Annotated in this window: 22 protein-coding genes and 1 other annotated feature; of the genes, 20 read left to right on the forward strand and 2 right to left on the reverse strand. The window is 36.7% G+C overall.

Annotated elements, in window-relative coordinates:
- Position 1 precedes the first annotated feature (1 nt).
- The 17 genes from H3T48_RS03780 to citX all read left to right on the forward strand — a co-directional run bounded on the left by H3T48_RS03780 (position 2) and on the right by citX (position 20,489).
- The gene (locus H3T48_RS03780; protein ID WP_198188584.1) at positions 2-1,819 is read left to right on the forward strand and encodes an FAD-binding protein; all 1,818 of its coding nucleotides are present in this window, start codon (positions 2-4) and stop codon (positions 1,817-1,819) included.
- 20 nt (positions 1,820-1,839) lie between these two features.
- Positions 1,840-3,255, forward strand: coding sequence for a DASS family sodium-coupled anion symporter (locus H3T48_RS03785; protein WP_198188585.1), 1,416 nt, complete (start codon positions 1,840-1,842; stop codon positions 3,253-3,255).
- A gap of 134 nt (positions 3,256-3,389) precedes the next feature.
- Positions 3,390-4,343 (forward strand): N(4)-(beta-N-acetylglucosaminyl)-L-asparaginase, encoded by a 954-nt coding sequence (locus tag H3T48_RS03790; protein WP_198188586.1) that lies wholly within the window; start codon positions 3,390-3,392, stop codon positions 4,341-4,343.
- 22 nt (positions 4,344-4,365) lie between these two features.
- Positions 4,366-5,004 (forward strand): copper homeostasis protein CutC, encoded by a 639-nt coding sequence (locus tag H3T48_RS03795; protein ID WP_198188587.1) that lies wholly within the window; start codon positions 4,366-4,368, stop codon positions 5,002-5,004.
- A gap of 51 nt (positions 5,005-5,055) precedes the next feature.
- Positions 5,056-5,294, forward strand: a binding site (T-box leader).
- 141 nt (positions 5,295-5,435) lie between these two features.
- Positions 5,436-6,815 carry a branched-chain amino acid transport system II carrier protein gene (gene brnQ / locus H3T48_RS03800; protein WP_122035263.1) on the forward strand — a complete coding sequence of 460 codons (1,380 nt, stop codon included), beginning with the start codon at positions 5,436-5,438 and terminating at the stop codon, positions 6,813-6,815.
- Between the two features lie 124 nt (positions 6,816-6,939).
- Positions 6,940-8,985: a copper-translocating P-type ATPase gene (locus tag H3T48_RS03805; RefSeq protein WP_198188675.1), complete on the forward strand. Its 2,046-nt coding sequence runs from the start codon at positions 6,940-6,942 to the stop codon at positions 8,983-8,985.
- 188 nt (positions 8,986-9,173) lie between these two features.
- Entirely contained in the window at positions 9,174-10,577 is a 1,404-nt protein-coding gene (locus H3T48_RS03810; RefSeq protein ID WP_198188588.1) for a class II fumarate hydratase, read from the forward strand.
- Between the two features lie 18 nt (positions 10,578-10,595).
- The gene (locus H3T48_RS03815) at positions 10,596-11,993 is read left to right on the forward strand and encodes a flavocytochrome c (protein WP_198188589.1); all 1,398 of its coding nucleotides are present in this window, start codon (positions 10,596-10,598) and stop codon (positions 11,991-11,993) included.
- A gap of 186 nt (positions 11,994-12,179) precedes the next feature.
- Positions 12,180-13,109, forward strand: a complete 930-nt coding sequence (locus tag H3T48_RS03820; protein ID WP_122035255.1) for an L-lactate dehydrogenase — start codon at positions 12,180-12,182, stop codon at positions 13,107-13,109.
- 15 nt (positions 13,110-13,124) lie between these two features.
- A complete protein-coding gene (locus tag H3T48_RS03825) occupies positions 13,125-13,823 on the forward strand; it encodes an RraA family protein (protein WP_122035253.1) in 699 nt (232 codons plus the stop codon).
- 18 nt (positions 13,824-13,841) lie between these two features.
- Positions 13,842-15,308 carry a DASS family sodium-coupled anion symporter gene (locus H3T48_RS03830; protein ID WP_122035251.1) on the forward strand — a complete coding sequence of 489 codons (1,467 nt, stop codon included), beginning with the start codon at positions 13,842-13,844 and terminating at the stop codon, positions 15,306-15,308.
- Entirely contained in the window at positions 15,309-16,106 is a 798-nt protein-coding gene (locus H3T48_RS03835) for an alpha/beta fold hydrolase (protein WP_122035249.1), read from the forward strand.
- A 22-nt stretch (positions 16,107-16,128) separates the two neighbouring features.
- A complete protein-coding gene (citC, locus tag H3T48_RS03840; protein ID WP_198188676.1) occupies positions 16,129-17,187 on the forward strand; it encodes a [citrate (pro-3S)-lyase] ligase in 1,059 nt (352 codons plus the stop codon).
- Positions 17,177-17,473, forward strand: a complete 297-nt coding sequence (gene citD, locus H3T48_RS03845) for a citrate lyase acyl carrier protein (protein ID WP_122035245.1) — start codon at positions 17,177-17,179, stop codon at positions 17,471-17,473. The genes citC and citD overlap by 11 nt, the downstream gene beginning before the upstream one ends.
- On the forward strand, positions 17,474-18,388 hold the full coding sequence (locus H3T48_RS03850) for an aldolase/citrate lyase family protein (protein WP_198188590.1): 915 nt from the start codon (positions 17,474-17,476) through the stop codon (positions 18,386-18,388).
- Positions 18,378-19,916, forward strand: coding sequence for a citrate lyase subunit alpha (gene citF / locus H3T48_RS03855; protein WP_305067121.1), 1,539 nt, complete (start codon positions 18,378-18,380; stop codon positions 19,914-19,916). Before H3T48_RS03850 ends, citF begins: the two co-directional genes overlap by 11 nt.
- A gap of 24 nt (positions 19,917-19,940) precedes the next feature.
- Positions 19,941-20,489, forward strand: a complete 549-nt coding sequence (gene citX, locus H3T48_RS03860) for a citrate lyase holo-[acyl-carrier protein] synthase (protein ID WP_122035238.1) — start codon at positions 19,941-19,943, stop codon at positions 20,487-20,489.
- Here citX and H3T48_RS03865 read toward each other — a convergent pair.
- Positions 20,482-21,444, reverse strand: a complete 963-nt coding sequence (locus tag H3T48_RS03865) for a sugar-binding transcriptional regulator (protein WP_370567525.1) — start codon at positions 21,442-21,444, stop codon at positions 20,482-20,484. The genes citX and H3T48_RS03865 overlap by 8 nt on opposite strands.
- 109 nt (positions 21,445-21,553) lie before the next feature.
- Positions 21,554-22,054: an aminoacyl-tRNA deacylase gene (locus H3T48_RS03870; RefSeq protein WP_198188592.1), complete on the reverse strand. Its 501-nt coding sequence runs from the start codon at positions 22,052-22,054 to the stop codon at positions 21,554-21,556.
- 60 nt (positions 22,055-22,114) lie between these two features.
- On the opposite strand from H3T48_RS03870, the gene prmA reads away from it, so the two are divergent.
- The 3 genes from prmA (at position 22,115) to dtd (ending at position 26,161) form a co-directional block, all read left to right on the forward strand.
- On the forward strand, positions 22,115-23,059 hold the full coding sequence (gene prmA / locus H3T48_RS03875) for a 50S ribosomal protein L11 methyltransferase (RefSeq protein ID WP_187157955.1): 945 nt from the start codon (positions 22,115-22,117) through the stop codon (positions 23,057-23,059).
- Positions 23,060-23,486: 427 nt separating this feature from the next.
- Positions 23,487-25,724, forward strand: coding sequence for a bifunctional (p)ppGpp synthetase/guanosine-3',5'-bis(diphosphate) 3'-pyrophosphohydrolase (locus tag H3T48_RS03880; RefSeq protein ID WP_122035228.1), 2,238 nt, complete (start codon positions 23,487-23,489; stop codon positions 25,722-25,724).
- Positions 25,724-26,161: a D-aminoacyl-tRNA deacylase gene (dtd, locus tag H3T48_RS03885; RefSeq protein WP_046306965.1), complete on the forward strand. Its 438-nt coding sequence runs from the start codon at positions 25,724-25,726 to the stop codon at positions 26,159-26,161. Before H3T48_RS03880 ends, dtd begins: the two co-directional genes overlap by 1 nt.
- Positions 26,162-26,262: the final 101 nt, after the last annotated feature.

A 26,262-nucleotide genomic window follows, 5' to 3' on the forward strand; every position in this document is an offset into this window, starting at 1 on the left:
AATGAAAAGTAATGAAGAAATTAAGTGGAACGGAAATTATGATGTTATTGTCTTAGGTTTTGGTGGTGCCGGTGGAACAGCAGCTCGTTTTGCAGCTGATCAAGGAGCGAGTGTTTTACTAGTTGATGCTGCACCATATGGACATGAAGGAGGAAATACTCGTTATTCTGCTCAACATGTGGCAATGGCACACGATCGCCAGAAGATTGGCGACTACTACGACCAGTTAGCAAAACCTTTTAAAGTTGATAAAGAAACAATGCAAGTATACCTTGATGGCTTTACTAAAATGCCTGAATATTTCGAAAAGTATTTAGGAATTAAACCCTTTATTTGGTCACAAGATTATCAGCTAGGAGATCATTTAGCTAAGAAAAACAAACTTTGTGAGTATCCTGAATTTTCTGGTGCGGAAACATTTGATTTTGCTTTAGTTCATAATCGCGACTTTGACGCTGGGCTATGGCAGGAAATTCGGAAAAAAGTTATGGAACGTTCAGAGCAAATTGACGTTTGGCTAAATTCTAGAGCTAAGGAACTTATCCAAAATCCCAACGATAACGAAATTACTGGTGTCATCGTTAGTCGCAATCATAAAGACTATTACATTCATGCTAAACAGGCAGTTATTCTTGCTACTGGAGGTTTCGAAAACAATACACAAATGCAGCAAGATTACCTACATGTCAAAAAATTAACTCCATTAGGAACGCTATACAATAATGGTGATGGTATTAAAATGGCTGCTGATGTAGGGGCAAAGATGTGGCACATGAGTAATTATGAGTCTCTTGGTATTGTTCCTAGCTATGTCATTGCCGAAGGCGAGAATGAACGTGGACGTCAAATTAGTGGTTGGCAAAATGTTAAGTCTGGTTCTATTTTTGCGGTCGCTAATGATGGCAGTCGCTTTATGAGGGAAGATGCCAAATATCGTCATGGACATATATATGAACATGGCGAGTACTTATTGCCCCATGCTTTTGATAATGCGTGGCTTGTTTTTGACCAGAAGCAATATGATAAATTCATAAAAGAAAAAGAAACTGGCAAGCTAAAGTATCAAACTTTCTTTGAAAAAGTAATTCAAGCTGAGTCTGTCGATAAATTAGCGTCCGCGATTGAAGTACCTTCAGAAAACTTGGGAAAAACCATCGAGAAATTCAATCAATTTGCTAAAGAAGGCATAGACTTGGAATTTAATCGTGCGTCAGAAAGTATGGAATGCTTTGATTTAACAGGAAAAATTTATGCAATTAAGCTGGCTCCAGCTGTTTTGAATACTCAAGGTGGTCCAGAGCATAATCAAAAAGCTCAAGTTCTTGGGATTGATGGTCAACCTATCAAACGGCTTTATTCTGCTGGTGAACTAGGTGGCATTTGTGCCAATCGCTATCAAGGAGGTGGCAACCTTGCTGAGTGCTTGATTTTTGGCCAAATAGCTGGAGAAAACGCTGCAAGAATGACGAAGAACACAGAAAAGATAACCATAGAAAATGCTGTACCACGAATTAATGACTTATTAGATGGAAATAAGGAAGATCAAATTAGTCTAAACGAGAATCAGTATATAGGTTCTTCAGAGGCAGGTATTGGCGGTCGTGTTTTAGTTCGCGTCACATATGAAAACCAAACAATTAAAAATGTTGAAGTCCTAGAAAATCACGAAACTGAAGGAATAGGCGCAGTTGCAATTAAGCGTGTTCCACAAGAAATGGTAGAGCAAAACTCAGTCGAAGTTGACGCCGTTTCTGGAGCTTCAACTACTACTCAAGCCTTAAAGAATGCCGTTAAGGCTGCAATTAGTAAAGCAAAATAAAATTGTTAAGGAGAAAAAATATGTTAGATAAGTTTGAATGGAAAAAGTGGATTTTACCACTTGTAATAGGGATAGGTCTGTGGCTTTTTACACCCTTAAAGCCTGCTGCTATCAGTGTACAAGCATGGCACCTCTTTGCTATTTTTATTGGAACAATTGTCGCCTGTGTGACTAAGCCATTACCAATGATGGCAACAACAATCATTGCAATTGTTATTGCTACCTTAACTGGTATTTTTAAAATGGAAGAAGTCACAGCAGGTTTCGGAAATTCTACTGCCTGGATGGTTGCAATGTGTATGTTTATGGCAGCTGGATTTATTAAGTCGGGTTTAGGTAAACGAATTGCTTACTTTTTCGTCAAAACCTTTGGTAAGAAAACACTAGGCTTGGCATATGCCTTATCCTTGGTGGAAACCGTTTTAGCTATAGGTATACCAAGTAACAACGCTCGGGTTAATGGAATTATGTACCCAATTATTGACAATCTTTCTAAGGAAATGGGATCTGATCCTAAAAAAGGTACACAGCGTGATATGGGTTCATATTTAGTATTTAACGAGTACGAAGTAAATATTGTAACCTCGACAATGTTTTTAACTGGCTTAGCAGGAAACATGGTTGCTTTAGGAATTGCTAAAACGCAAAATGTTTCGATTTCATGGATGCAATGGTTTTTAGCAGCAATTGTACCTGGGTTAATTTCATTGCTTCTTGTTCCGTTTATTCTGTACAAAATTTATCCTCCCAAAATTAAAGAAACCCCTAATGCACATAATTGGGCAGACACTAAGTTAAAAGAACTTGGGAAAATGACCACAGCAGAAAAAATAATGGGTATAGTCTTCATCCTTTCTGTTGCATTATGGTTAGTTGGTCCAGAGTTTGGTATCGATGCAACATTGGTAAGTTTTATTGCAGTTGCGCTCTTGCTAATTTCTGGAGTAATTAATGTTAAAGACATTCTAGGCCAAAGCTTTGCTTGGAATATTCTCACATGGTTGTCAATTATCATGTTAATGTCACAAAAGCTAATGACTCTTGGTTTCTTCCCATGGTTCTCAAAAACATTGGGCAGTGCCTTACACGGAATGAACTGGATTGTAGTTTTAGTAATTCTATTTTTAGCCTACTTTTATCTACACTATTTGTTCCCAAGTGTTTCTACACAAATTTCAGCACTATACGCTGGCTTTTTGTCGATTGCAATCGGAGCCGGTGTTCCACCTGTTATGGCTGCATTAATGCTTGCTTTAGATGGCTCACTTTACCTATCGACTTCAAGTTATTCAGCTGGTCCCGCAGCACTTCTTTCTTCAACTGGTTATGTATCAAATAAAGATTGGTGGAAGTTGAGTGCGATCATTGGTGTAATATTAAACGTCATTTGGCTTGGTGGCGGTTTGATTTGGACTAAAGTAATTGGAATGTGGTAATTAAAAAGATTCTAAACTTCTGGTATAAGATGCTTAGAATCTTTTTACTTTGGTTTTGTATTCTGTAAGTGCTTGTCACAATTTTAGGCCTAGTATAAGATTAACGATAAGAAATGGTAAGGGAAGGAAAAATTATGACCTGGGCAGCAATATCAACCTGGAGAATGTCATTTGATGGCTTAAGTGAAGCTAGTGTACTTTTAGATAAAGGAATTAATGCTGGAGATGCAGTTGAAAAATTAATTAATGTTGTAGAAAACAATGAACACTACAAATCTGTTGGTTTTGGCGGTTTGCCGAATGAAGAGGGTATAGTGCAAATGGATGCAGGCTTTATGGATGGCGATACATTTGCGCAAGGATCAGTTGCTTCAATAGAAAATGTTAAAAATGCCGTTTCAGTGGCGCGGAAATTAAGTGAAAATAAAACTAATAGTTTCTTAGTCGGTGATGGCGCAACGAAGTTTGCTGCCAAAAATGGTTTTGAAATGACAAATATGCTAACCGAAAAAGCCAAAAAAGAATGGCAAGAGCGTCTAAATGTTAATCAACAGGAGCAACTCCGTGCCTATGATGGCCACGATACAGTTGGTGCGGTAACGCTTGATCAGCAAGGCTCGATGGCAGCCGCAACATCTACATCTGGTTTATTTATGAAAAAAGATGGGCGTATTGGAGACTCACCTTTATCTGGATCAGGTTTTTATGCTGATAGCCAAGTTGGTGCTGCAGCAGCAACTGGACTAGGTGAGGATATTATGAAGGGATGCTTGTCCTACGAGATTGTTCGTAAAATGGCCGAGGGACAGTCACCTCAAGATGCATGTGATCAGGCACTGTTTTCTTTTGCTAAAACTTTAAAGGATCGTTATGGAAGTTGTGATGCTATTTCGTTGATTGCCTTAAACTCTAAAGGAGAATGGGGAGTTGCAACAAATGTTGAGTTTGCTTTTTGTGTTTCTGATAATGAGCATGACGTAAAAATCATGATTGCTCAACCGACGGCAAAAGATATGACTAAAATTTTCCCAATGACCAAAAAATGGTTGGCAGATTACCAAAAAAGAACAGAGTCAACAATTGACTAAGCTATAAGGAAAAAGATAGAGAATGTTAAAAGAAGCTTGCGTTGAAAATTTTACTAATGTACCAAAAGTGATTGCTGCAGGAGCCAACCGAATTGAACTTAATAATGATTTGGCTGCTGGTGGTACGACACCCTCATTTGGAGTAACTAAAAAAGTCGTGGAATATGCGCATAACTTGAATATCCCAGTGGTGGTAATGATTAGACCTAGAGCAGGTAATTTTGTTTATACAAAAGATGAAATAGCCATTATGCTTTCAGATATTGAAATGGCCTCACTGCTAGGAGCAGATGGTGTTACTTTTGGGTGTATTGATATGAATGGTGATCTGGATCAAGAAAATATGAATAAATTGATTCAACTGGCTCATATCCTAGATTTGGAAGTTGTGATGCACATGGCTTTTGACGAGATAGCTGAGAATCAGCAACAAAATGCTATTGATTGGTTAAGCTCTAAAAAAGTTAAACGCATTTTGACGCACGGGGGCAGTTTAGAGCAAACTATTTCCGATAATTACCCTCACTTAAAAGAAATTATTAATTGGGCTAAAAATAAAATTGAAATTCTTCCTGGCGGTGGAATAACTGCTCAAAACATAGCTAAAGTAGCTAGAGAGCTCGATGTTGATCAAATGCACGGGACGAAAATCGTGAGCTAAACAAAAAAATTATTGACAAAAAATAAGACAATAATTAAAATATAATTAATATAAAAAGCAATGAAAAGAAGAGTAAGATTATTTAAAGCGTATTAGAGAGTTCTGTTTGCTGAAAATGAACCGTGAGAGTAGTCTGAAAGTAACTTTGAGCTATATGGTGAATTTTAGTAGCTAATATTGGTGACACCCATTATCGTGTTAGCGTATCGCAGTTATGCCGTACGTGAAGTGACCTAACGACATTTTGTTCGTTGGTAAAATAGGTGGTACCGTGCTAAAGCACCCTTGATGAAAATCAGGGTGCTTTTTTTATTGGTTTTTACAAAGTTCAAAGCTAAAGTACATGCTAGAAAGTGAGAGAAATGAAAAGTATTTTTTAAAGTAGGCATCTATTGAAGACATACAGAAATATGAAAAGGTAGGAGAGTAAAATGGAAGAATTTAAAGACGATATTAATAAAAAGCCATTAAGTTGGAAGGAATACTTAGTAGTCGCCTCTTTATTGTTTGGTTTGTTTTTTGGGGCTGGAAACTTAATTTTTCCAATCCATTTAGGCCAATTATCTGGAGCAAATTGGGGGATGGCAACTTTTGGCTTTTTAGTGACAGCAGTTTTGTTGCCCTTACTGGCTGTCTTAGCGATTAGTGCTAGTCATGCTAAAGGTGTTTATGATATTGGAAAGCCCTTAGGACCTAAATTTGCATTGATTTTTATGGTTTTAATTCATTTGACGCTAGGACCATTATTTGCAACACCACGTACTGCAAGCATTTCATTTTCGGTCGGGTTAGCACCAGTGCTGCCACAAAAATATGCGAAAATTAGTTTATTAATTTTTTCGGCTATTTTCTTTATTTTAGCTTTTATCATTGCATATAAGCAATCAACCATTTTAAGCAGTATTGGAAAAGTTTTAAACCCACTGTTTCTAGTCTTATTATTCTCGGTATTTTTACTTGCAGCTCATTCGCCAATGGGCGCAGCTAAAAATCAAAGTGCTACGGCAGCTTATCAAACAATGCCATTTTTTAACGGTTTCCTGCAAGGATACAACACAATGGATGCTTTAGCTGGTCTTGCTTTTGGTTATACGATTGTGTCTGCCGTTAATCAATTAGGTAAGACATCTGCTAAGAGTAATGCTAAGGTAACCGCGAGAGCGGGTGTGATTGCTACAAGTGCGATCGGGGTTATCTATATCGGCTTAATTTGGTTAGGTGCAACTACATTAAATCACTTTAAAATTGCACCCGAGGGTGGAACAACGTTTAATCAAATCGTTACTTATTATTTAGGGGATGTTGGCCATGCACTTCTTGCAACTCTAGTTACACTCACATGTTTGACTACTGCTGTTGGTTTAATTGCAGCATTTGCGCAAGACTTTCACCGTAGTTTCAAAAAGATTAGTTATCATGCATGGCTTGCTATCATGACATTTGTTTCCTTTATCACGGCTAACTTTGGCTTAGATACGATTATTGCTTGGTCCACACCAATGTTGATGTTTTTATATCCAATTGCAATGGTTTTAATCATTTTGTCAATTTCAGGTACTCTTTTTGATCATGATCCAGTTGTTTATTATTGGGGAGTTGGGTTAACACTAATTCCAGCTGTTTTTGATATGCTTGCGTCATTTCCTCCAGCAATTAGTCAACAGGGCTGGGCATTAGCACTAAAATCGATTCAATATCGTTTCTTACCATTTTCAGACATTGGTATGGATTGGGTTATTCCAACTGTTCTTGGGCTGGCAATTGGTTTTGCTGTTCACTTTTATCACAAAGCTAAATTGCAAGATGCTTAACCATTCATATAGTTTAACTTTTAGAGCCTCTTCTTTGACATCACTGCTTGATAAAAGTAGATTTAACTTAAAGAGTTAATTAAATTGATGTAAAAAGAAGTGGGGGCTGATTATTTTGAACGATATGAACATGGGCAATCAAGGTAAAAATAAAAGTGCTCAGTCTGGGACAAAAATGCACCACTCATCAATGCAAATGAGTGGTGGAAACATGATGATGCACGGAAATCAGATGATGGACATGGGAAATCTGAAACAAAAATTTTGGATTTCTCTAGTGCTTGCATTACCGATACTGTTTTTATCACCAGCAATGGGAATTAGTTTGCCTTTTCAATTTTCTTTTAACGGTTCTGAATGGATAGTAGCTCTTTTTGCAACTATCCTATTCTTTTATGGTGGCGAACCATTTTTAAAAGGTGCTTTTTATGAGTTAAAAGCAAAAAGACCTGAAATGATGACATTAATCTCCCTTGGTATTGTTACGGCGTATGTTTATAGTATCTATGCTTTTGTTGAAAACAATATCTTACATAATCAAAATCAGGTAATGGACTTTTTCTGGGAGTTGGCAACCCTAATTTTAATTATGTTATTAGGTCATTGGATTGAAATGTCTTCCATGATGAGTGCAAATAGTTCAGTAAATGACCTAGCTAAATTATTACCAGATAAGGTCCATCTTCAAGATAATGGTCAGACAAAAGATGTTTCAATTAACGGTGTACAAAAGGATGCAATTGTTTTAGTTAAACCAAGTGAGAGCATACCATTAGACGGAATTATCATTAATGGTTCCAGCGATATTAATGAATCCTTGGTTACAGGTGAATCACAAAGTGTAACACGCAAAGTTAATGATAAAGTGATCGGTGGTTCAATCAATGGTTCCGGCACAATTGTAGTTAAGGTATCCAGTTCAGCTAACTCAGGCTTTTTGGCAAACGTAAACAAGTTAGTTCAGTCATCGCAAATGAATAAATCTAATTTACAGAATTTAGCAGATCGCGTGTCCGGTTGGTTGTTTTATGCAGCACTAATTATTGGTGTCATTGCTCTAATTGTCTGGACTAGTTTAAAAGGAATAAGTAACGGACTGGAGCGGATGGTTACAGTGCTAGTCATTGCCTGCCCACATGCATTAGGTTTAGCTATTCCCCTTGTAAATGCAAAAAGCATGTCAATTGGTGCAAAAAATGGACTGTTGATTCGAAACCGCAATGTAATTGGTATTAGTCAAAAAATTAAATATGTTGTAATGGATAAGACGGGTACACTGACTGAAGGAAAATTTCAGGTTCGTCAGTTTGATACACTAAACCAAACAATCAATAAGGAAGGTGTATTAAGATTAATTGCCTCGCTTGAACAAGATTCAACGCATCCAATTGCAAAGAGTATCTTGCAATTTGCCGATGAAAATAAAATCAGTCTTTTACCGTTATCAAATAGCAAAACTGTTTCGGGTAAAGGTGTTACTGGAACAATTAATGGCAAGGATTATCAATTAGTCAATGAAAAAACCGCTCGTTCTTTAGTTAATAATTTTCCTAAAATATCTGCTGCTGATTATACGGTAAGCTATCTTTTACAGGATTCCAATCTGCTCGGGTATGTTGCAGTTGGTGATCAAGTCAAGAAAACAGCAATTTCACTAATTAAAGAACTTAAAGCCCAAAACATTATTCCAGTAATGTTAACTGGTGATAATGAAAATGTTGCGGATAGTATTGCAGAAAAACTGGGAATTACAGAAGTTTACTCAGGGCTTTTGCCAGAAGATAAACAAAAAATTATCGGAAAGTATCAAGCTAATGGCAATAAGGTAATGATGGTAGGAGATGGAATTAACGACGCTCCTAGCTTAGCAAAAGCTGATATCGGTGTGGCTATTGGTACAGGAACTGATGTTGCAATTGATTCCGCTGATGTCGTTTTGGTTAATAGTAATCCAATTGATATCATCAATTTTTTAAAGCTAGCTAAAAACACACAGAAAAAGACAGTTGAAAATTTATGGTGGGGAGCAGGCTATAACATTATAGCCTTACCACTTGCTGCAGGTGTTTTAGCTCCAATTGGAATTCTTCTTCCACCAGCAGTTGGCGCAATCTTAATGTCGCTTTCAACTGTGATTGTGGCTATCAATGCGGAAACAATCCGAATATAAAACTATTAAAAGGCAACTAGAGAAAGGTGCCTTTTTTGTTTTTATGCACTTTTTAAATAATTAAAATGATAGCACTTTAATTTGAAAAATATTGAACAAAAATTAAATAACGCGTATCATAAATAGTGAGGTCGCGAAAGAAATATTTTTCAGTTAGAATAGAAATATAAGTTAAAAAGGAGAAGCAAATGAGCGAAGAAGAATACCGTGTTGAAAGTGACACTATTGGTCCTGTAAAAATTCCTAAGGACGCATTATGGGGACCCCAAACAGAAAGAAGTCGAAATAACTTTCCAAGTGGAGAACTCATGCCGCTGGCAATTATTCGTGCATTTTTAAACCTGAAAAAGGCTGCTGCTGAGTCAAATGTAGAAGTAGGCGATGAACCAGAAGAAAAAGGTGCAGCAATTGAAGATGCAGTTGATCATCTTTTACAATTAAGTGATGAAGATTTGCGCAGAGATTTTCCACTTCACGTATTACAAACGGGTTCTGGTACTCAAAGCAATATGAATGTTAATGAAGTTGTTGCCAATTTAGCTAATAAATTACACCCTGGCTTAAATATTTTACCAAACGATGATGTTAACCGTGGACAATCTTCTAATGACACTTATCCTACTGCAATGAATATCGTTGCAGTTGAAGCACTTGATAAGTTAGAGCCAGCTATTCAGCATTTAATTGACGAATTAAAGATTAAGCAAGATAAATACTGGAAAACTGTAAAGGTAGGACGTACGCACTTGCAAGATGCAACTCCGATTACCTTTGGTCAAGAAGTCTCTGGCTATATTTCTGCTCTGAAACATGACTTATCATACATTCAAGAGTTAAAACCTACTTTATATGAATTAGCAATTGGTGGTACGGCTGTTGGTACTGGACTGAATGCTGCTCCAGGTATGACAGAAAAAATTGTTGCTAAATTATCCGAAGTTTACGGTCATGAGTTCAAAGTTAAGACCAACAAATTCTGGGGCTTAGCTCATCATTCTGGTATTGATGTTGTTCATGGAGCATTAAAGACTCTAGCAGCAGATATGTTTAAAATTGCGCAAGATATTCGCTTCTTAGCTTCGGGTCCAAGAGCTGCTTATCATGAATTAAACATTCCTGCTAACGAACCAGGTTCTTCAATTATGCCTGGTAAAGTTAACCCAACTCAAGCTGAAGCAGTGACCATGGCTGCTGCTAAAGTTTTTGGTAATGATACAACAATCACTTTCGCTGCTTCACAAGGAAACTTCGAAATGAATGTCTTTAAAACTGTCATGATTGCTGCCTTTTTGGATTCATGCGATATTTTGACAGGTACAATTGAAGGCTTTGCTGATAAGATGATTTCTGGTTTAACAGTTAACTCAGAAAAGATGGATGAATTACTAGAAAATTCATTGATGACAGTTACTGCATTGTCACCTCATATTGGTTATCATGCTGCGGCTAAAATTGCACAAGCTGCAGATAAAGAAGGAACAACGCTTAAAGAAGCAGCTTTGAAGAGTGGCGAGTTAACAGAGGAACAATACGATCAATGGATGGATTACATGCAAATGACTAATATTGATCGAACAGAACCAGAAGATTAAATTTACAGGAGGAATTTGATGGCTAAATTTGTTTTTACACCCAATGATAGTTCTGAGATTGCCAATGAGTACGATGCTGTAATTATTGGCGCGGGTGGAGCAGGACTCACTGCTGCAATTCAAGCAAATGAATTAGGATTAAAAGTAGCCGTTTTTGAGAAAAACCCTGAACTTGGTGGTAACACTAATCGGGCTTCATCTGGAATGAATGCTTCTGAAAGTCTTGTTCAAATCAATGAAGGTATCATTGATAACAAAGAAGACTTTTATGAGGAAACGTTAAAGGGTGGGGGACGTTTGAACGATCCAGAACTACTTCGCTATTTTGTTGATCACTCAGCTTTAGCAATTGATTGGTTAAGTGATCATGGAATTGAATTAACTAATCTGACAATTACAGGTGGAATGAGTAAAAAGAGAGCTCATCGTCCCGCTTCAATGGCTCCAGTAGGTAATTATCTTGTATCAGGTGCGCTTGAACAGATTCAAAAAGAAAATATTCCTGTGTTTAACAATACTAAAGTGACGAAACTGATCCGTGCTGATAAGCAAAGAGTTACTGGTGTTGAAGTTGAAACACCTGCGGGTACTAAAACAGTAAATGCTAAGGCAATTTTACTAGCAAGTGGTGGTTTTGGTTCTTCTAAAGAACTTATCAAAAAGTATCGTCCTGATTTGGTTGATTTTAAAACTACTAATCAGCCTGGAGCAACAGGCGATGGCTTAAAACTAGCTGAAGAAGTTGATGCACAGCTTGAACAAATGGACTTTATTCAAGTTCATCCAACTGCACAGACCGATACTGATCACGTGTATTTAATTGGTGAAGGCTTACGTGGTGAAGGAGCAATTTTGGTTAATAAATCTGGTAAAAGGTTTGTTAACGAAATGAATACTAGAAAAATTGTTTCCAATGCAATAAATGATTTGCATGAAGGTGGAGCATATCTAATATTTGATCAAGGTATCAGAGAAAACTTTACTGCAGTCGAATTTTATGATCATGTTGGTCTGGTTAGCCATGGAGATACATTACAAGAAGTTGCGCAAGCAATTGATGTTGATGGTGATAATCTTCAGGCAACTGTCGATACTTGGAATGATGCTATTAATCAAAAGAATGACGCTCAATTTGGCAGAACTACTGGAATGGATCGCTCAATTACCAAGGGACCTTTCTTTGCTATTCACATTAACCCTGCCATTCACTACACCATGGGCGGAATTCATATCACTCCGAAGACTGAGGTCTTAGATACTGACGGTAATGTGATTCCGGGCCTATATGCAGCTGGTGAAGTTTCCGGTGGGCTTCATGGTAATAACCGAATTGGTGGAAATTCAATTGCTGAAACAGTAATTTTTGGCCGTCAAGCAGGTATGCAGATGACTGATTATGTAAGAAATAATAAATAGTTTATTTAAACCAAAAAGTGCTTAGCCTAATGCTAAGCATTTTTTTATTTAAAAATAAAAAAGCTCTTTCATTTTTATAAATTTAAAAAATAAATTACTTTTTTAAAATATTGCAAAAAGGAGGGGCTTTATTTATAATATGTTTTGTAAAGGATTACATACCCAGAATTGAAAGGATTTTAAATTATGTCAAGAAAAGTTTTACTCGTTGGTGATGGAGCAGTTGGTTCAACTTTTGCAAATGACCTTTTACTAAGTACCCAAGTTGACGAATTAGTAATTACGGATGTTGTAAAGGAGAGACCAATTGGCGATTCAATGGATCTTGAAGACATTACCCCATTTGTTGGTTCATGCAATATTCATGCAGGTGAGTATGCGGATGCAAAGGATGCTGATGTTGTAGTTATTACAGCTGGTATACCACGTAAACCAGGTGAGACTAGATTAGATTTAGTCAATAAGAACGTTAAAATTTTGAAAAGTATTATTCAGCCAGTCGTAGAATCTGGATTTAATGGAATATTTGTTGTTTCTGCCAATCCAGTTGATATACTGACGACCTTGACACAAAAACTTTCTGGTTTTCCTAAGAACAAAGTTATTGGTACAGGTACATCGCTTGACTCTGCTCGATTAAAAGTAGAACTGGCAAAAAAATTAAATTTATCTGTGGAAAGCGTTAACTCCATTGTGCTAGGCGAACATGGTGACACTTCATTTGAGAACTTTGATGAAACAGTAGTTGATGGTAAACCATTAAGCGAATATAATGAACTTAATTTTTCAGATTTATCTAATATTGAAAGTGACATACGTCAGAAAGGTGGGGAAATTATTAAAAGTAAAGGGGCAACCTTTTATGGCATTGCAATGATGCTAGCAAAAATAGTTAGTGCAATTTTGGAAAATAAAGCAATCGTCTTACCGCTATCAGCACCTATAAATGGTGAATATGGTATTAAACATGACTTATATTTGGGTACTCCAACAGTGATTGATGGTACTGGAATTAGTCATGTGATTGAAACTAAGCTATCAGATAAGGAATTAGCTAAAATGGTTAATTCTGCTGATAAAATGCAAGAAGTTCTAGAAGGTATCGAATTGAACTAATTAAAGAGGATCAAAATGCAAGTAGGAAAAAGAATCTTTTTAAAAAGAGAGTTACCTGACAAAGATGTAATTATGGGTTTTCGTGATATTCCCACCTCAAATATTGCTGATTGTATGAATCGTAAAGGGGCAATGGCTACACGGATTAAGTTAATGTCTAAACCAACAAAGCAAATGTGTGGTCCAGCCTTTACAGTTCATAATCGGCCAGGCGATAATTTAACCATTTATGCAGCTTTAAAGTACTGCCATGAAGGCGATGTAATTGTAATTGATAATGAAGGTGATAACACTCGAGCTGTTATTGGAGAAGTTATGATGACTTGGCTTCGTGATCAAAGACATGTTGCTGGAGTAGTAGTAGATGGTCCTATGAGAGATATTGACAGTTTACGTAATTGGGACTTGCCAATTTATGCTGTCAGCACTTCGCCAAATGGTCCATACAAGGAAGGACCTGGAGAAATTAATGTACCAGTTTCTTGTGGCGAAATTAGTGTAAATCCAGGGGATTTGATTGTTGGAGATGCAGACGGTGTTGTTAGAGTAGCTCACGAAAAGGCGGCAAAGTTACTGCCTGAGGTTCAGGCCTATAACAAACAAGATAATGCTAAAGCAGCAAGTTTCCATGATGGTACAGGTAATATTAGTTGGGTAGATGATGAACTGAAAAATAAAAACTATCAGATTATCGACGATATTTATCGCCCGTAAATATAAAGAAGGCTAATTATGAAAACTCTTGAGAAAGTGAATTATAAAGGGTTTATTTTGCCGGTAGTAATTGGAGCAATTTTGTGGCTTCTTACTCCTGTAAGACCTGGTGGATTATCAGTACAAGCATGGGAAATGTTTGCTATTTTTGTTGCTACCATTGTGGGTTGTATCACAAAACCATTACCAATTGGTGGTACAACGCTGATTGGTTTAATTGTGACTGTTTTAGTTGGTTTAGCTCCTGTTCAAAATGAAGTGAATCCTAAAACAGGTGCAGTGAATGCCGGAATTTTGAGTGCATTTAGCAATTCTGCTTCATGGTTGATTGCAATGGCTTTTATCATGGCCTATGGCATTAGTAAAACAGGCTTAGGAAATCGAATTGCCTATTGGATGATTAGACGCTTTGGTAAACGTTCAATTGGGATTGCTTACGCTATCACTGGATTGGAAATTGTCTTAGGAGCTTTAATTCCATCCAATAGTGCTCGAACAGGTGGTGTTGTTTGGCCAGTGACGGAATCAATTTCTAAGGATTATGATTCATTACCAAATGATCCCTCTCGTAAAAAGATTGGTGCATTTTTAAGTTTTATTGCTTTTCATGCTAATGTGATTTCAACCGCTCTATTCATTACGGGGGCTGCACCTAACATGGTCGCTTCTCAAATGGCTGTTCAAAAAGGCTACACAATGTCTTGGATAAGCTGGTTTACGGCAGCAATTGTCCCAGCTTTAATCGCAACCATTGTTATTCCTTTAATTATCTATAAGATATTTCCACCTGAAATTAAAGAAACTCCAGATGCTAAAAATTGGGCAGACGAGCATCTAGCTGAAATGGGCCCTGTGTCTAAACCTGAAAAAATCATGTCTGTCATTTTCTTATTAGCTATTATTTTATGGGTGTTATCAGGAATTTTTAAAATTCCACAATTAGATTCTACTTTTGTTGCTTTTCTAGCAGTTGGCTTACTTTTAATAACTGGCGTTTTAACCATGCAAGATGCCTTAAAGCAAACTGGAGCTTGGAATATTTTGATTTGGCTTTCCATTTTGGTTTTCATGGCCGGTAAACTTATATCATTTGGTTTTATTGACTGGTTTTCCAAAACAATTCAGACGGGTCTCCACGGTATAAGTTGGGAAATTGTTTTGGCAGTTTTGGTAATTCTAATGTTCTATACGCACTACTTCTTTGCTAGTGGAACTGCCCATATGACGGCTTTATACTTACCATTTCTTTCAGTTGCTGTGGCAACTGGAGCACCGCTTGCTCTTTCAGCAATGTTACTTGCATTCACTGGAGCCATTAATGCTTCAACTACTCACTATGCCAATGGTCCGGCTTCTATTCTAGCTACGACGGGCTATATTAAGCAGGGAGAATGGTGGAAATTCAACTTTATTTTAGGACTCGTGTATCTACTGATCTTTGGAGTCATTGGTACCGTATGGATGAAAATCATAGGAATGTGGTAAATGATTGATCAAGCAGATTTGATTACTAATGATGGCATTAGGATCCATTATTACGATACTAAAGCTGACAAACCTCCAATTCTTGCTATTCCAGGAATTGGAGGGTCTGCACGCTTATGGGAAAAGGCCGTTGACCTTTTTAAAAATGATTTTCGCTTTATTATAGTTGATCCAAGAAATCAAGGTAAATCTGCACGCACATATAAAGGCCAAAGAATTAGTCGCCATGCAGAAGACCTTAAAGAACTTATTCAGAAACTAGGATTAACTGACATAATTGCGATTGGCAATTCTATGGGAGCAGCTACAATCTGGGCTTACATTTCTTTATTTGGAGAAAAGCGCTTTAGAGCTTTAGTTGATCTTGATCAGCCACCTAAAATGATCAACGATTCAACATGGCAATTTGGCTTTAAAGAATTGACTTGGGAAAATTATCCCGATTACTTAAAAATTGATTTTGGCTCAGGATTTTATACACATATTGATGATGCTTTGTTTCAAAGAGCAAAAAAAGAAGCACTGAAATATCCTTATTATCCTGAAAACAACTTTTTGTGTCGAATCAATCATGCTGAACAAGATTGGCGCGATGTAATCACTAACTTAACAACCCCAATGTTAGTTTTGGCTGGTAAAAACTCACCATTTTTTGACTATCATTTTGCTTATGAAATGGAAAAGTTAAATAGCAACATAACTGCTGCTGTTGTACCTAATTGTGGGCATATTGTTCAAGCTGAACAACCTCAACTTATGTATAACAAAATAGCAGAATTTTTAACCCAAGTAGATTAATGACGCGGTTAGGATGTGACTAATTACGGATAAAATTGTTGATTTATATTTAAATATTCCTGAAACAAGAAAAAAGTGGCAAGACTTTTTAGTTTCTAAAGGCATAAATAACTTTGGCTCACGTGAAATTAACGTGATTGATCACACAGTTGGTCTAATTGATGACAATGGCAAGCTTGTAGGTACTGGTAGTATAGCTGGTAACGTCTTAAAGTACATTGCCGTTACTAATGAAAATGCAGTCCAAGGTGCACGCTTCAGTCAAATAGTAACTGCACTACAACAATATTTGTATAGTATAAAGTGCTATCACAGTTTTGTTTTCACTAAAGCACAGTATGCTGCAAGTTTTTCTCATTTAGGATTTAACGAATTAGCAAGAACTGACAAGGCTGCTTTTTTAGAAAGTGGCACGCCGAATATAGATAATTTTGTGTCAAACATTCCTAACCCTGATAAAGGAAAAAACAAAAAAGTTGCTGCAATAGTGATGAATGCAAATCCATTCACTAAAGGACACCAACAATTAGTGGAACTTGCTAGTAAGGAAAATGACTTGGTATATGTATTTGTTGTACAAACGGATGCTTCGCTTTTCAAGACTGATGAGCGCCTTAACTTAGTTAAGCAGGGGACAGCCGATTTTAAAAATGTGTTAGTTATTAGTGGCGGTGACTATATGGTTTCAAAGTCGACGTTCCCAGCGTATTTTTTAAAATCATCTGATGAACTAATAACTACGCAAACCCAAATTGATGCACACGTTTTTAAAAATTTTATTGCCCCTAGTCTATCAATTACAAGAAGATATTTGGGAACAGAACCATTCTCGCGAACGACTAGTTTTTATAATCAAAGCTTAAGTTCAATACTTAATCCTGAAATAGAAGTTAAGATCATTAATCGTTTTCAAGCTAATGAACAAGTAATTACAGCCACATATGTTAGGCAACTAATAAAAGAAGATAAGCTAGCTGAAATTGCACCTTTTGTACCCAATTCCACAATGCAATTTATTAGTGCAAATAAAGAAGCGTTACAAACTAGGATTAGGAAAGGAATGAATATTAATGGAAATTAAAACTACTGGAGTTGCCGGAACTTTGGAATCATCTGATATACAAATTATGATTTCAAAAGGAGATGATGGCATTCAGATTGACCTTGATTCAGAAGTAATTAAGGCATATGGAGATCAAATTAAAAAGGTTATTACTGATACCCTTGAGAAATATGGTATTGATAATGCCAAGGTTAAAGCAGTTGACAAAGGAGCTCTTGACTGTGTGATTGCTGCTAGAACTTTAGCAGCTGCGCAGAGAGCAACTAAAACTTCAGATAAACCAGAATTGGGGGTATTGCAATAAATGACTTACATTAAAAATCGTTTGCGGCGAACAATGATGTTTGTACCAGGTAATAATCCGGCAATGGTAAAAGACGCTGGTATTTATGGTGCTGATTCAGTTATGCTTGATTTGGAAGATGCCGTTTCTTTAACAGAAAAAGACGCTGCTAGAATGTTAGTCTTTAACGCAATTAAGACGGTTGATTTTGGCGGTGCAGAAATTGTAGTCAGAATTAATGGGCAAGACACACCTTTTTATGATGAAGATGTTAAAGCAATGGTACGAGCTGGGGTTGACGTCATTCGATTACCAAAAACAGAATCGGCTGACATGATTCGAAAGTTAGTTACAGATATTGAAAATGCAGAAAAGGAATACGGTGTAGAAAAAGGTTCAATTGGGGTAATGGCAGCAATTGAAAGTGCTAAAGGGGTACTCAATGCACCAGAAATTGCTACAGCAACTCCGTTAATGATGGGACTAGCTGTTTCAGGTGAAGACTACACTGCAGACATGCATACACACCGCTATCCAGATGGTCGAGAACTAGAATTTGCGCGTAACATGGTCTTACAAGCCGCTCGTGCAGCAGATGTCTATGCATTTGATACTGTCTTTTCAAATATGAATGACACGGAAGGCTTTTATAGAGAAACTAGGTACATTTATGAATTAGGCTATGATGGTAAGTCTTTAGTTAATCCTCGCCAAATTCCAATGGTTAATGAAGTCTTCAATCCTTCAAAAGAAGAAATTGAAAATGCAATGGCCGTCCAAAATGCGATTAGTGAAGCCAAGGCAAAGGGCTCTGGTGTTATCTCAATGAATGGAAAAATGGTTGATAAGCCGGTAGTCGAAAAGGCTAATAGAGTAATCGAAACAGCTAAGGCTTCAAATTTAATTGATGAGGAGGGCAATTACATTGGAAAATAAGGTTAAACGTAATCTACCAGATGAATTGATGTCTGATATGAAATTAAAACCGTTTGAATCAGTTGAAGTTGGAAACCCAGAAATTAAAAGGATTGCGCCAAAAGTTCATGTTACAACCGGTGAAAACAAAGTAGTTGATTCATTAGAAGAAGTTATAAAGAAGACTCTTAAAGATGGAATGACTATTTCGTTTCACCATCACTTTAGAAATGGCGACTTTGCCTTTAATAAGGTAATGGACTTAATTATAAAACTTGGCTACCAAAATTTGACGCTAGCACCATCATCATTAACTAGTGTGATGAATGATAAAGTCATTGAAGCAATTCAAAAAGGAGTAATTACTAATATTACTTCTTCGGGGATGCGTGGCACTTTGGGCGACTTTATCTCCCATGGAGGTCTTAAAAATCCAGTTGTTTTCAGATCTCACGGAAATCGAGCTCGTTCAATTGAAGAAGGAGAAATTAAAGTTGATGTTGCCTTTTTGGGCGTTCCAAACTCTGATCCTGCTGGTAATGCCAATGGTCAAGAAGGAGACGCTGTTTTTGGCTCATTAGGTTATGCACTTATTGATGCACAATATGCTGATAATGTCGTTCTTTTAACGGATAATATCGTTGATTATCCTAATACCCCTGCTTCAATCAAACAGACTCAGGTAGATTACGTGGTTAAGGTAGATCAAATAGGGGATGCAGATAAAATTGGTTCTGGAGCAACTCGTTTTACCAAGGATCCAAAAGAACTGAAAATTGCTGAGATGGTCAATCAAGTTATTGTCAATTCACCATATTACAAGGAAGGATTCTCATTCCAAACTGGATCTGGTGGTGCTGCGCTTGCAGTTACACGTTACTTAAGACAATCTATGATTAATGATGGAATCACAGCTTCTTTTGCTTTAGGCGGTATCACAAAGCCAACCACAGACTTGCTTGATGAGGGCCTAGTAAAAAAGATTATGGATGTCCAAGATTTTGATAAGGGTGCTGCGGCTTCAATGGCAAAAAATAAGAATCAGCAAGAAATTGATGCTTCTTGGTATGCTGATCCGCATAATAAGGGAGCAGTAGTTAATAATTTGGATGTTGCAATTTTGTCAGCACTACAAATTGATACCGATTTTAACGTAAATGTTATGACTGGTTCAGACGGTGTCATACGAGGAGCGATTGGTGGTCATCAGGATGCTGCTAACGCAAAAATGACAATAATTACAGCACCTCTAGTTAGAGGCCGAAACGCAACCGTTGTTCCATCTGTTGAAACAGTTGTTACACCAGGTGATTCAATTGATGTTTTGGTCACTGAGCGTGGCATTACCATTAATCCGAAAAGAAAAGACCTAATCGAAGCATTCAGTAAGATTCCTGATCTTAACATCGTCGATATTACAGAATTACAACAGATGGCTGAAAAACAAGTTGGTGTTCCAAAACCATTAGAATACACTGACAGAACAGTTGCTTTGATTCAGTATCGTGACGGAACAATTATTGACACAATAAGACAAGTGAAGGATTAAAAGTAAAAAGGAGGGAATATCAAGTTGGTAAAATCAATCTTTACTGAAGGTCAAAAACAGGACATTTTAGCTGTTTTAGCTGATAAAGATAAGCGTGTAGACATGCAAAAACAGTTATTTCGGCAATTTCCTAATAAGACGCTCTTAGATGTTAAACTCAATATCCCAGGGCCAATAAAAAACAACTGCTACTTAGAGCAGTTGTTTTCAGCTGGAATAACTAATTTGGAAACAATCATGCAAGCGCATCACTTATCTTTTCAGTTAGCTGAAAGTTGGGATAAGCCGACTGGTTGCGAGAATTTTTATTTACTCAGTAACGATGCAACTGAAGTTAAGCAAACTGCTATTGAGTTTGAGAAGCAGTCAAAACTAACTAGACTGTTTGATGCCGACGTCCTAGTAAAAAATGGTCAAACAGTGGGAATTATTTCCAGGTCAACTTTAAAAATACCTAGTCGCACTTGTTTTCTATGTAATCGACCAGCCAAGGAATGCGCGCGTGCAAGAAGTCACTCCGTTGACGAGTTGCAGAATTATATAAGTAAAATCTTTGGTGAAGTGTTTAACTAAAACTCTTATTTTTACGTAAAACTTGTTCAGCGATTCCACTATTGGTTATCAGATGCGTGATCATGTTGCCTCTGAGTGCTCCAAGAAGTGCATCTTCTTTGAAATGGTTTTTTACGATGATAAAACGATTAGGTACTTGCATTAAAGTATCTAAGTTAATGCCGCAAATATGTGGTTCAATTGGTTTGTAAAAGTTACCATTAATGTCATAGGGACGACCGAAAACAATCCCCGCCACTTGATGACTATCAACATTTTGCAAGACACTTTTAGCATAATTATCCATAAAAAACTCATTAGATTCAAGCGATTGCATAGTTCCAAGGCTTGCACAAACCATGTCAAGTTGGTCAAACATTTCTTCGGCGTGGACATAAAATGGTTCTTTCTTTAATTCTGTTACTGTACTTGTATTAACAGAATAAAGTGGAGCAGGAAAAGTTAAACATTTAGCATTAAATTTGTCTGCAGCTTCCTGCACCAACTGATTTTTCCTTTTGCCTGCATTGACAGCTTGACCTAGAAGCTGCACGAATGTTAAATCCTCACGATTAACTTCAGAAAAGTCGTTAATAACATCGCGTAAAAGTGCACCCCACGTTAAACCAACTACGTGCGCAGATTTTGTATAATTTTGAATTTGCTTTGCAGCATAGCTAACAATTACTTCATTATCTTGGTTTTTGGTTTCCAGATCTTCTAGGATGTAAACTTCCTTTAAATTGAATTGCTTTCGAAATTCACTTTCCAGTTTTTGCGATCTTTTTGGTGTTTGCGCGATACTAATTTTTACAATGCCCTTGTTTCTTGCGTCTTCAAGTGACTTTGTAATCAAATAACGCGATAAGTTATATTTCTCTGATATATCTGCAATATTCATTTGACTTAAAAAATAGTCGTGTGCAATATTGGCAAGCTGTTCATCTGTTAATAATGTCATTTTTAGATTCCTCATCTTTGATCTTATTTTTAAATTATATTCGAAAAAAGCGCTTCATTCTAGATTAAAAACGGGATTTGGCTTAAAATAACAATTTAAAAAACACATTTAATATTCTTATTTTCTATTCGAGTATATCACAGAAGGTTCCAGCGGTAATTTTTTGTAAATCATTTGGATTTAAAAAAACACTCCTACCAATTTTTCCACTCGAAACCGCAATTTCCTTTTCATTTTCCATACTTGAATCAAGAAAAATTGGAAAATGATGATTAAAATGGATTCCAATTGGCGTATTGGCACCGTGAACATACCCGGTAGTTTTCACAAGATCCTTTAAAGGAAGCAATTCGCATTTTTTGTTACCTGAATTTTTAGCTAGCTTTTTCATGCTTAAATGCTCAGTAACAGGAATAACACCAACTAGAGGACCGGTCTTATTGCCTGAACAGACAAGTGTCTTATAGACCAAATGTTCATTCTCGTTTAAAATAGATGTATCCATTTGCGCTACACCACCAGAATCTTCGTGTGTAGCAAATTTTGCTGGACGATAAGATATATTGTTGCGTTCAAGTATTTTTTCTACTAACGTTTTTTCAATATTATTTTTCTTCTTAGACATAATTATCACCTTAGTTAAATATTAGCATTGATGAGGGTGGTTGAAAAAGGGAGTTTAGTCATGAAATTATTAGTTATAAAAATAGAAACAAGTCATGAAGTTGAAGATGCGCTTACTGTCTTTAGTCAAGACGAATTGAACTGCCTAGGCACTGAAACACGTAAACGCTCCGATTTTGAAAATGCAGGTGAGCAGAAAGATTCAACCATTGTACAACTTGATGAAATTGAAAATTTGCCTGAGGATTTAGAGTTCTTTTCATATTTTAATGAAGATGCGGACCGCGATAGTTTAATTGAAAGTTATCAAGCTAAATTAACGGAGTTAAAGTCTTATGGTTTAGACATAGGCTTAAATCAAATCAGTTCTTCTTATATTGAAGACAAAGACTGGAATACGGTTTGGCAAAAATTCTATCATGTAATCAATTTTTCGCGTCACTTGGCAATTGTTCCAGAATGGGAAAATTATCAACCAAAATTTCCTGATCAAAAATTAATCAATTTGGACCCAGGCTTGGCTTTTGGTACTGGCGGACATAAGACAACTCAGCTAGCAATGATGGGGCTAGAACGTGCGCTTATTGAGCCTAAGAGTGTGATTGATGTTGGAACTGGATCTGGAATTTTAGCAATTGCTGCTTCACTTCTTGGCGCAAACAAAGTTGAAGCAACAGACATTTCAGATGAGGCAGTTACATCAGCACAGACTAATATTGCACTTAATCACATAGGTAATATTGAGGTTAGAAAAGCAAGTTTATTAAAAGACGTCCATGGAAAATTTGATATTATCGTTGCTAATATTTTAGCGGAAATTTTGCTCGACTTAATCCCGCAATTAGATGAACACTTGAATGAAAATGGGCAAGTAATTTTTTCCGGGATAGATTATTTACAATTAGATAAAATCAAAGACGCACTTATTAAAAACGGCTTCCACATTGTTCTAACAATGCAACAGGATCGTTGGGTTGGATTAGTAATCGAGCGTATCGAAAAATAAAAGTTAAATTTAGATAAAAAGTACTATAATATTTAATTAAGTTAAGTAAGGAAAAAGAATTGATCGATAAATTAGAACAAATAGCACTAATTAAAAAATTGAATCAACATAAACCGATGCCGATTATTTGGTGGACATGCTTAGTACTTGTTTTGCCTCTCTTATGTAGTTTATTAGGAATTCAAACAATTTGGCGTGTAGGTTTATTATTTGGTGTTTTTAATTGCGTGGTCAGCTATCAAGTAGGAAAGTTAATTAAAACACTTACCCTGAAGCCATATTGGCTGCTTTTTTTACCAATTTGTTTTTGTTTACTAGTATTATTAAAGTATGCAAAATACAATCTGTTATTTGGACTAATTTATCTAATTTTTGAAGTCTTTGGCTTGATGGACAGACAAATCTATAAATAGAAGGGGCGGATTCGATGTCAAAATACGTTGAAATGACGCATGAACAGGTAATTGATGCCTGTAAAAAATATCTCGATGATGAGCAGATTGCTTTTATCGAAGAGGCATATCAATTTGCAAAGAAAGCGCACGCAAATCAGAAACGTGCTTCTGGACAACCGTATATTGTCCATCCAACTCAGGTAGCTGGTACATTAGCTAATTTAGGTCTTGATCCTGATACAATCGCTGCAGGTTTTTTACATGACACTGTTGAAGATACAGATGTAACTAATGATGAATTAAAAGAAAAATTCGGAAAAGACGTTGCTTTTATTGTTGACGGTGTGACCAAGCTAAATAAATACGAGTACAAGTCTCACCAAGAGTTTTTGGCCGAAAACCACCGAAAGATGTTAATCGCAATGGCTAAAGATATTCGTGTAATTATGGTTAAACTAGCCGATCGTTTACACAATATGCATACGCTTGAGCATTTAAGACCTGATAAGCAACGGCGTATTGCTTCAGAAACGATGGACATTTATGCGCCACTTGCTGATCGTTTGGGTATTGGAACAATTAAATGGGAACTTGAAGACTTGAGTTTTCACTATTTAAATCCTAAGGAATATTACCGTATCGTTAATTTGATGAGTTTAAAGCGAAGTGAACGCGAAAACTATATCAATGATACGATAAATACCTTGAAAAGTAGTTTAGATAGCTTAGGAATCAAGTATGACATTCAAGGACGTCCAAAACACATTTATTCCATTTATAAAAAAATGGTTAATAAGCATAAGGATTTCAATGAAATCTATGACTTACTAGCTGTGCGCGTTATCGTGGATACTGTCAAAGATTGTTATGCTGTTCTGGGTGCAGTTCACACTAAATGGAAGCCAATGCCAGGACGCTTTAAAGACTACATTGCCGTACCTAAGGTTAACGGCTACCAGTCACTCCATACCACAATTATTGGGCCTGGTGGGCGTCCACTTGAAATTCAGATTAGAACTGAGCAAATGCATGAAGTTGCTGAATACGGTGTTGCCGCACACTGGGCATATAAACGTGGCAACTTTAACGGAGTTGAGCAAACCGATTCTAATGAAAAGCTTGACATGGTGCGTGAAATTCTTGAGCTTAAAGATGAAACTCAAGATGCCAGTGAATTCATGAAAAGCGTTAAGAGTGAGATTTTTTCTGATCGTGTTTATGTTTTCACACCAAAAGGTGAGGTATACGAATTACCAAAAGGTTCTGTAACTCTAGATTTTGCCTATGAAATCCACACTCAAGTTGGTAGTCATGCTGTTGGCGCTAAGGTTAACGGCAAGCTTGTTCCACTTGATTACAAATTGAAAAACGGCGACGTCATTGACATCATGACTCAGTCCAATGCCAGCCCTTCACGTGACTGGATTGATCTTGTAAAAACATCTCGTGCACGTAATAAGATTAGACGCTACTTTAGAAACCTTGACCGTGAAAATAGCATCGAACAAGGCGAGCAAATGGTAGCCGACAATTTGCGTGAGCAAGGTTTTGCCCCTAAAGAATTTATGGATAAGGAACATATCGATAAATTATTGGAAGACATGAACTATCACACGGCCGATGAAATGTACGCTTCTATTGGATTTGGTGATCTTTCAGCAATCAGTGTTGTCAACCGGTTGACTGCTGATATTCGGCATGAAAATGAACGAAAACGCCAAAAAGAGCTTGAAGAAGAAATTTTAAATTCCGGTCAAAAGGCAGTTTCAGAGTCAAATGCAAAAAATAGTTCTGCGACAATGAAAATCAAGCATAAAAATGGTGTGATGATTCAAGGAATCAGTGACCTAATGCTTCATTTAGCCAAATGCTGTAATCCTGTTCCGGGAGACGATATAGTTGGTTACGTTACTAAAGGGCGTGGAGTTACCATTCACCGAAGTGATTGCCGCAACATTGCAAATAATAAAGATAGCCAAGGGCGCCTAATTGAAGTTGAATGGGAAAACGTAGAAGAAAGTAGCGCACAATCATTTAACGCAAATATTGAAGTTTTTGGCTATAATCGCAGCAAATTACTTAGTGATGTGATTACGATGCTAAACTCATTGACTCCAAATATTAATAATCTTTCTGGTAAAGTGAATGAGGACAATATTGCCCATATTTATGCTACAGTTGCGGTTAATAACTCAGCTAAGTTAGATCGTATTTTAGCCAAATTACGCGACATTCCAGATGTTTATGAAACTAGAAGGGCAGATAATTAATGCGAGTTGTAATTCAAAGAGTTAATCATGCAGATGTTAAAATTGACGGAGAATCCGTTGGTAAAATTGAAAAAGGTCTTCTTTTACTCGTTGGCCTAAAAGAAGGAGATAACCTAGAAACAGTCAAAAAAGCAGCTGCTAAAATCTCTAAAATGCGTATTTTTGAAGATGAGAATGGCAAAACAAATTTAGGCATTAAAGACGTTGACGGTAAAATTTTGAGTGTTAGTCAATTTACTTTACTTGCGGATACCAAAAAAGGAAATCGTCCGAGCTTTATTGAAGCTATGCGACCACCAAAATCCAAAGAACTTTGGGAAGCTTTTAACCAAGAACTTGAAGATAATGGTATAGAAGTTGCAACCGGAGAATTTGGTGCGGATATGAAAGTAAGCCTTGAAAATGATGGCCCGTTTACTATTGTTTTAGATTTATAAGAAGTTCAACCTAAATCTAGTTGACATTTTTACAGCAAAAATATATTCTTAAAAAAGAATTATCAATGACAAAGACTGAAGATTAGCATTTTTATTGACAG

This window comes from Lactobacillus sp. M0403 (genome assembly GCF_016101265.1).
Classification (GTDB): domain Bacteria; phylum Bacillota; class Bacilli; order Lactobacillales; family Lactobacillaceae; genus Lactobacillus; species Lactobacillus apis.

Bases quoted from the DNA above. Each gene is read 5' to 3' on its own strand.
- H3T48_RS03850 (WP_198188590.1), top strand. From the start codon at position 17,474: ATGACTTACATTAAAAATCGTTTGCGGCGAACAATGATGTTTGTACCA.
- H3T48_RS03880 (WP_122035228.1), top strand. From the start codon at position 23,487: ATGTCAAAATACGTTGAAATGACGCATGAACAGGTAATTGATGCCTGT.
- H3T48_RS03790 (WP_198188586.1), top strand. From the start codon at position 3,390: ATGACCTGGGCAGCAATATCAACCTGGAGAATGTCATTTGATGGCTTA.
- H3T48_RS03830 (WP_122035251.1), top strand. From the start codon at position 13,842: ATGAAAACTCTTGAGAAAGTGAATTATAAAGGGTTTATTTTGCCGGTA.
- H3T48_RS03795 (WP_198188587.1), top strand. From the start codon at position 4,366: ATGTTAAAAGAAGCTTGCGTTGAAAATTTTACTAATGTACCAAAAGTG.
- citD (WP_122035245.1), top strand. From the start codon at position 17,177: ATGGAAATTAAAACTACTGGAGTTGCCGGAACTTTGGAATCATCTGAT.
- H3T48_RS03825 (WP_122035253.1), top strand. From the start codon at position 13,125: ATGCAAGTAGGAAAAAGAATCTTTTTAAAAAGAGAGTTACCTGACAAA.
- dtd (WP_046306965.1), top strand. From the start codon at position 25,724: ATGCGAGTTGTAATTCAAAGAGTTAATCATGCAGATGTTAAAATTGAC.
- H3T48_RS03865 (WP_370567525.1), bottom strand. From the start codon at position 21,444: ATGAGGAATCTAAAAATGACATTATTAACAGATGAACAGCTTGCCAAT.
- H3T48_RS03785 (WP_198188585.1), top strand. From the start codon at position 1,840: ATGTTAGATAAGTTTGAATGGAAAAAGTGGATTTTACCACTTGTAATA.
- H3T48_RS03805 (WP_198188675.1), top strand. From the start codon at position 6,940: ATGAACATGGGCAATCAAGGTAAAAATAAAAGTGCTCAGTCTGGGACA.
- prmA (WP_187157955.1), top strand. From the start codon at position 22,115: ATGAAATTATTAGTTATAAAAATAGAAACAAGTCATGAAGTTGAAGAT.
- H3T48_RS03815 (WP_198188589.1), top strand. From the start codon at position 10,596: ATGGCTAAATTTGTTTTTACACCCAATGATAGTTCTGAGATTGCCAAT.
- H3T48_RS03870 (WP_198188592.1), bottom strand. From the start codon at position 22,054: ATGTCTAAGAAGAAAAATAATATTGAAAAAACGTTAGTAGAAAAAATA.
- H3T48_RS03780 (WP_198188584.1), top strand. From the start codon at position 2: ATGAAAAGTAATGAAGAAATTAAGTGGAACGGAAATTATGATGTTATT.
- H3T48_RS03835 (WP_122035249.1), top strand. From the start codon at position 15,309: ATGATTGATCAAGCAGATTTGATTACTAATGATGGCATTAGGATCCAT.
- H3T48_RS03810 (WP_198188588.1), top strand. From the start codon at position 9,174: ATGAGCGAAGAAGAATACCGTGTTGAAAGTGACACTATTGGTCCTGTA.
- brnQ (WP_122035263.1), top strand. From the start codon at position 5,436: ATGGAAGAATTTAAAGACGATATTAATAAAAAGCCATTAAGTTGGAAG.
- H3T48_RS03820 (WP_122035255.1), top strand. From the start codon at position 12,180: ATGTCAAGAAAAGTTTTACTCGTTGGTGATGGAGCAGTTGGTTCAACT.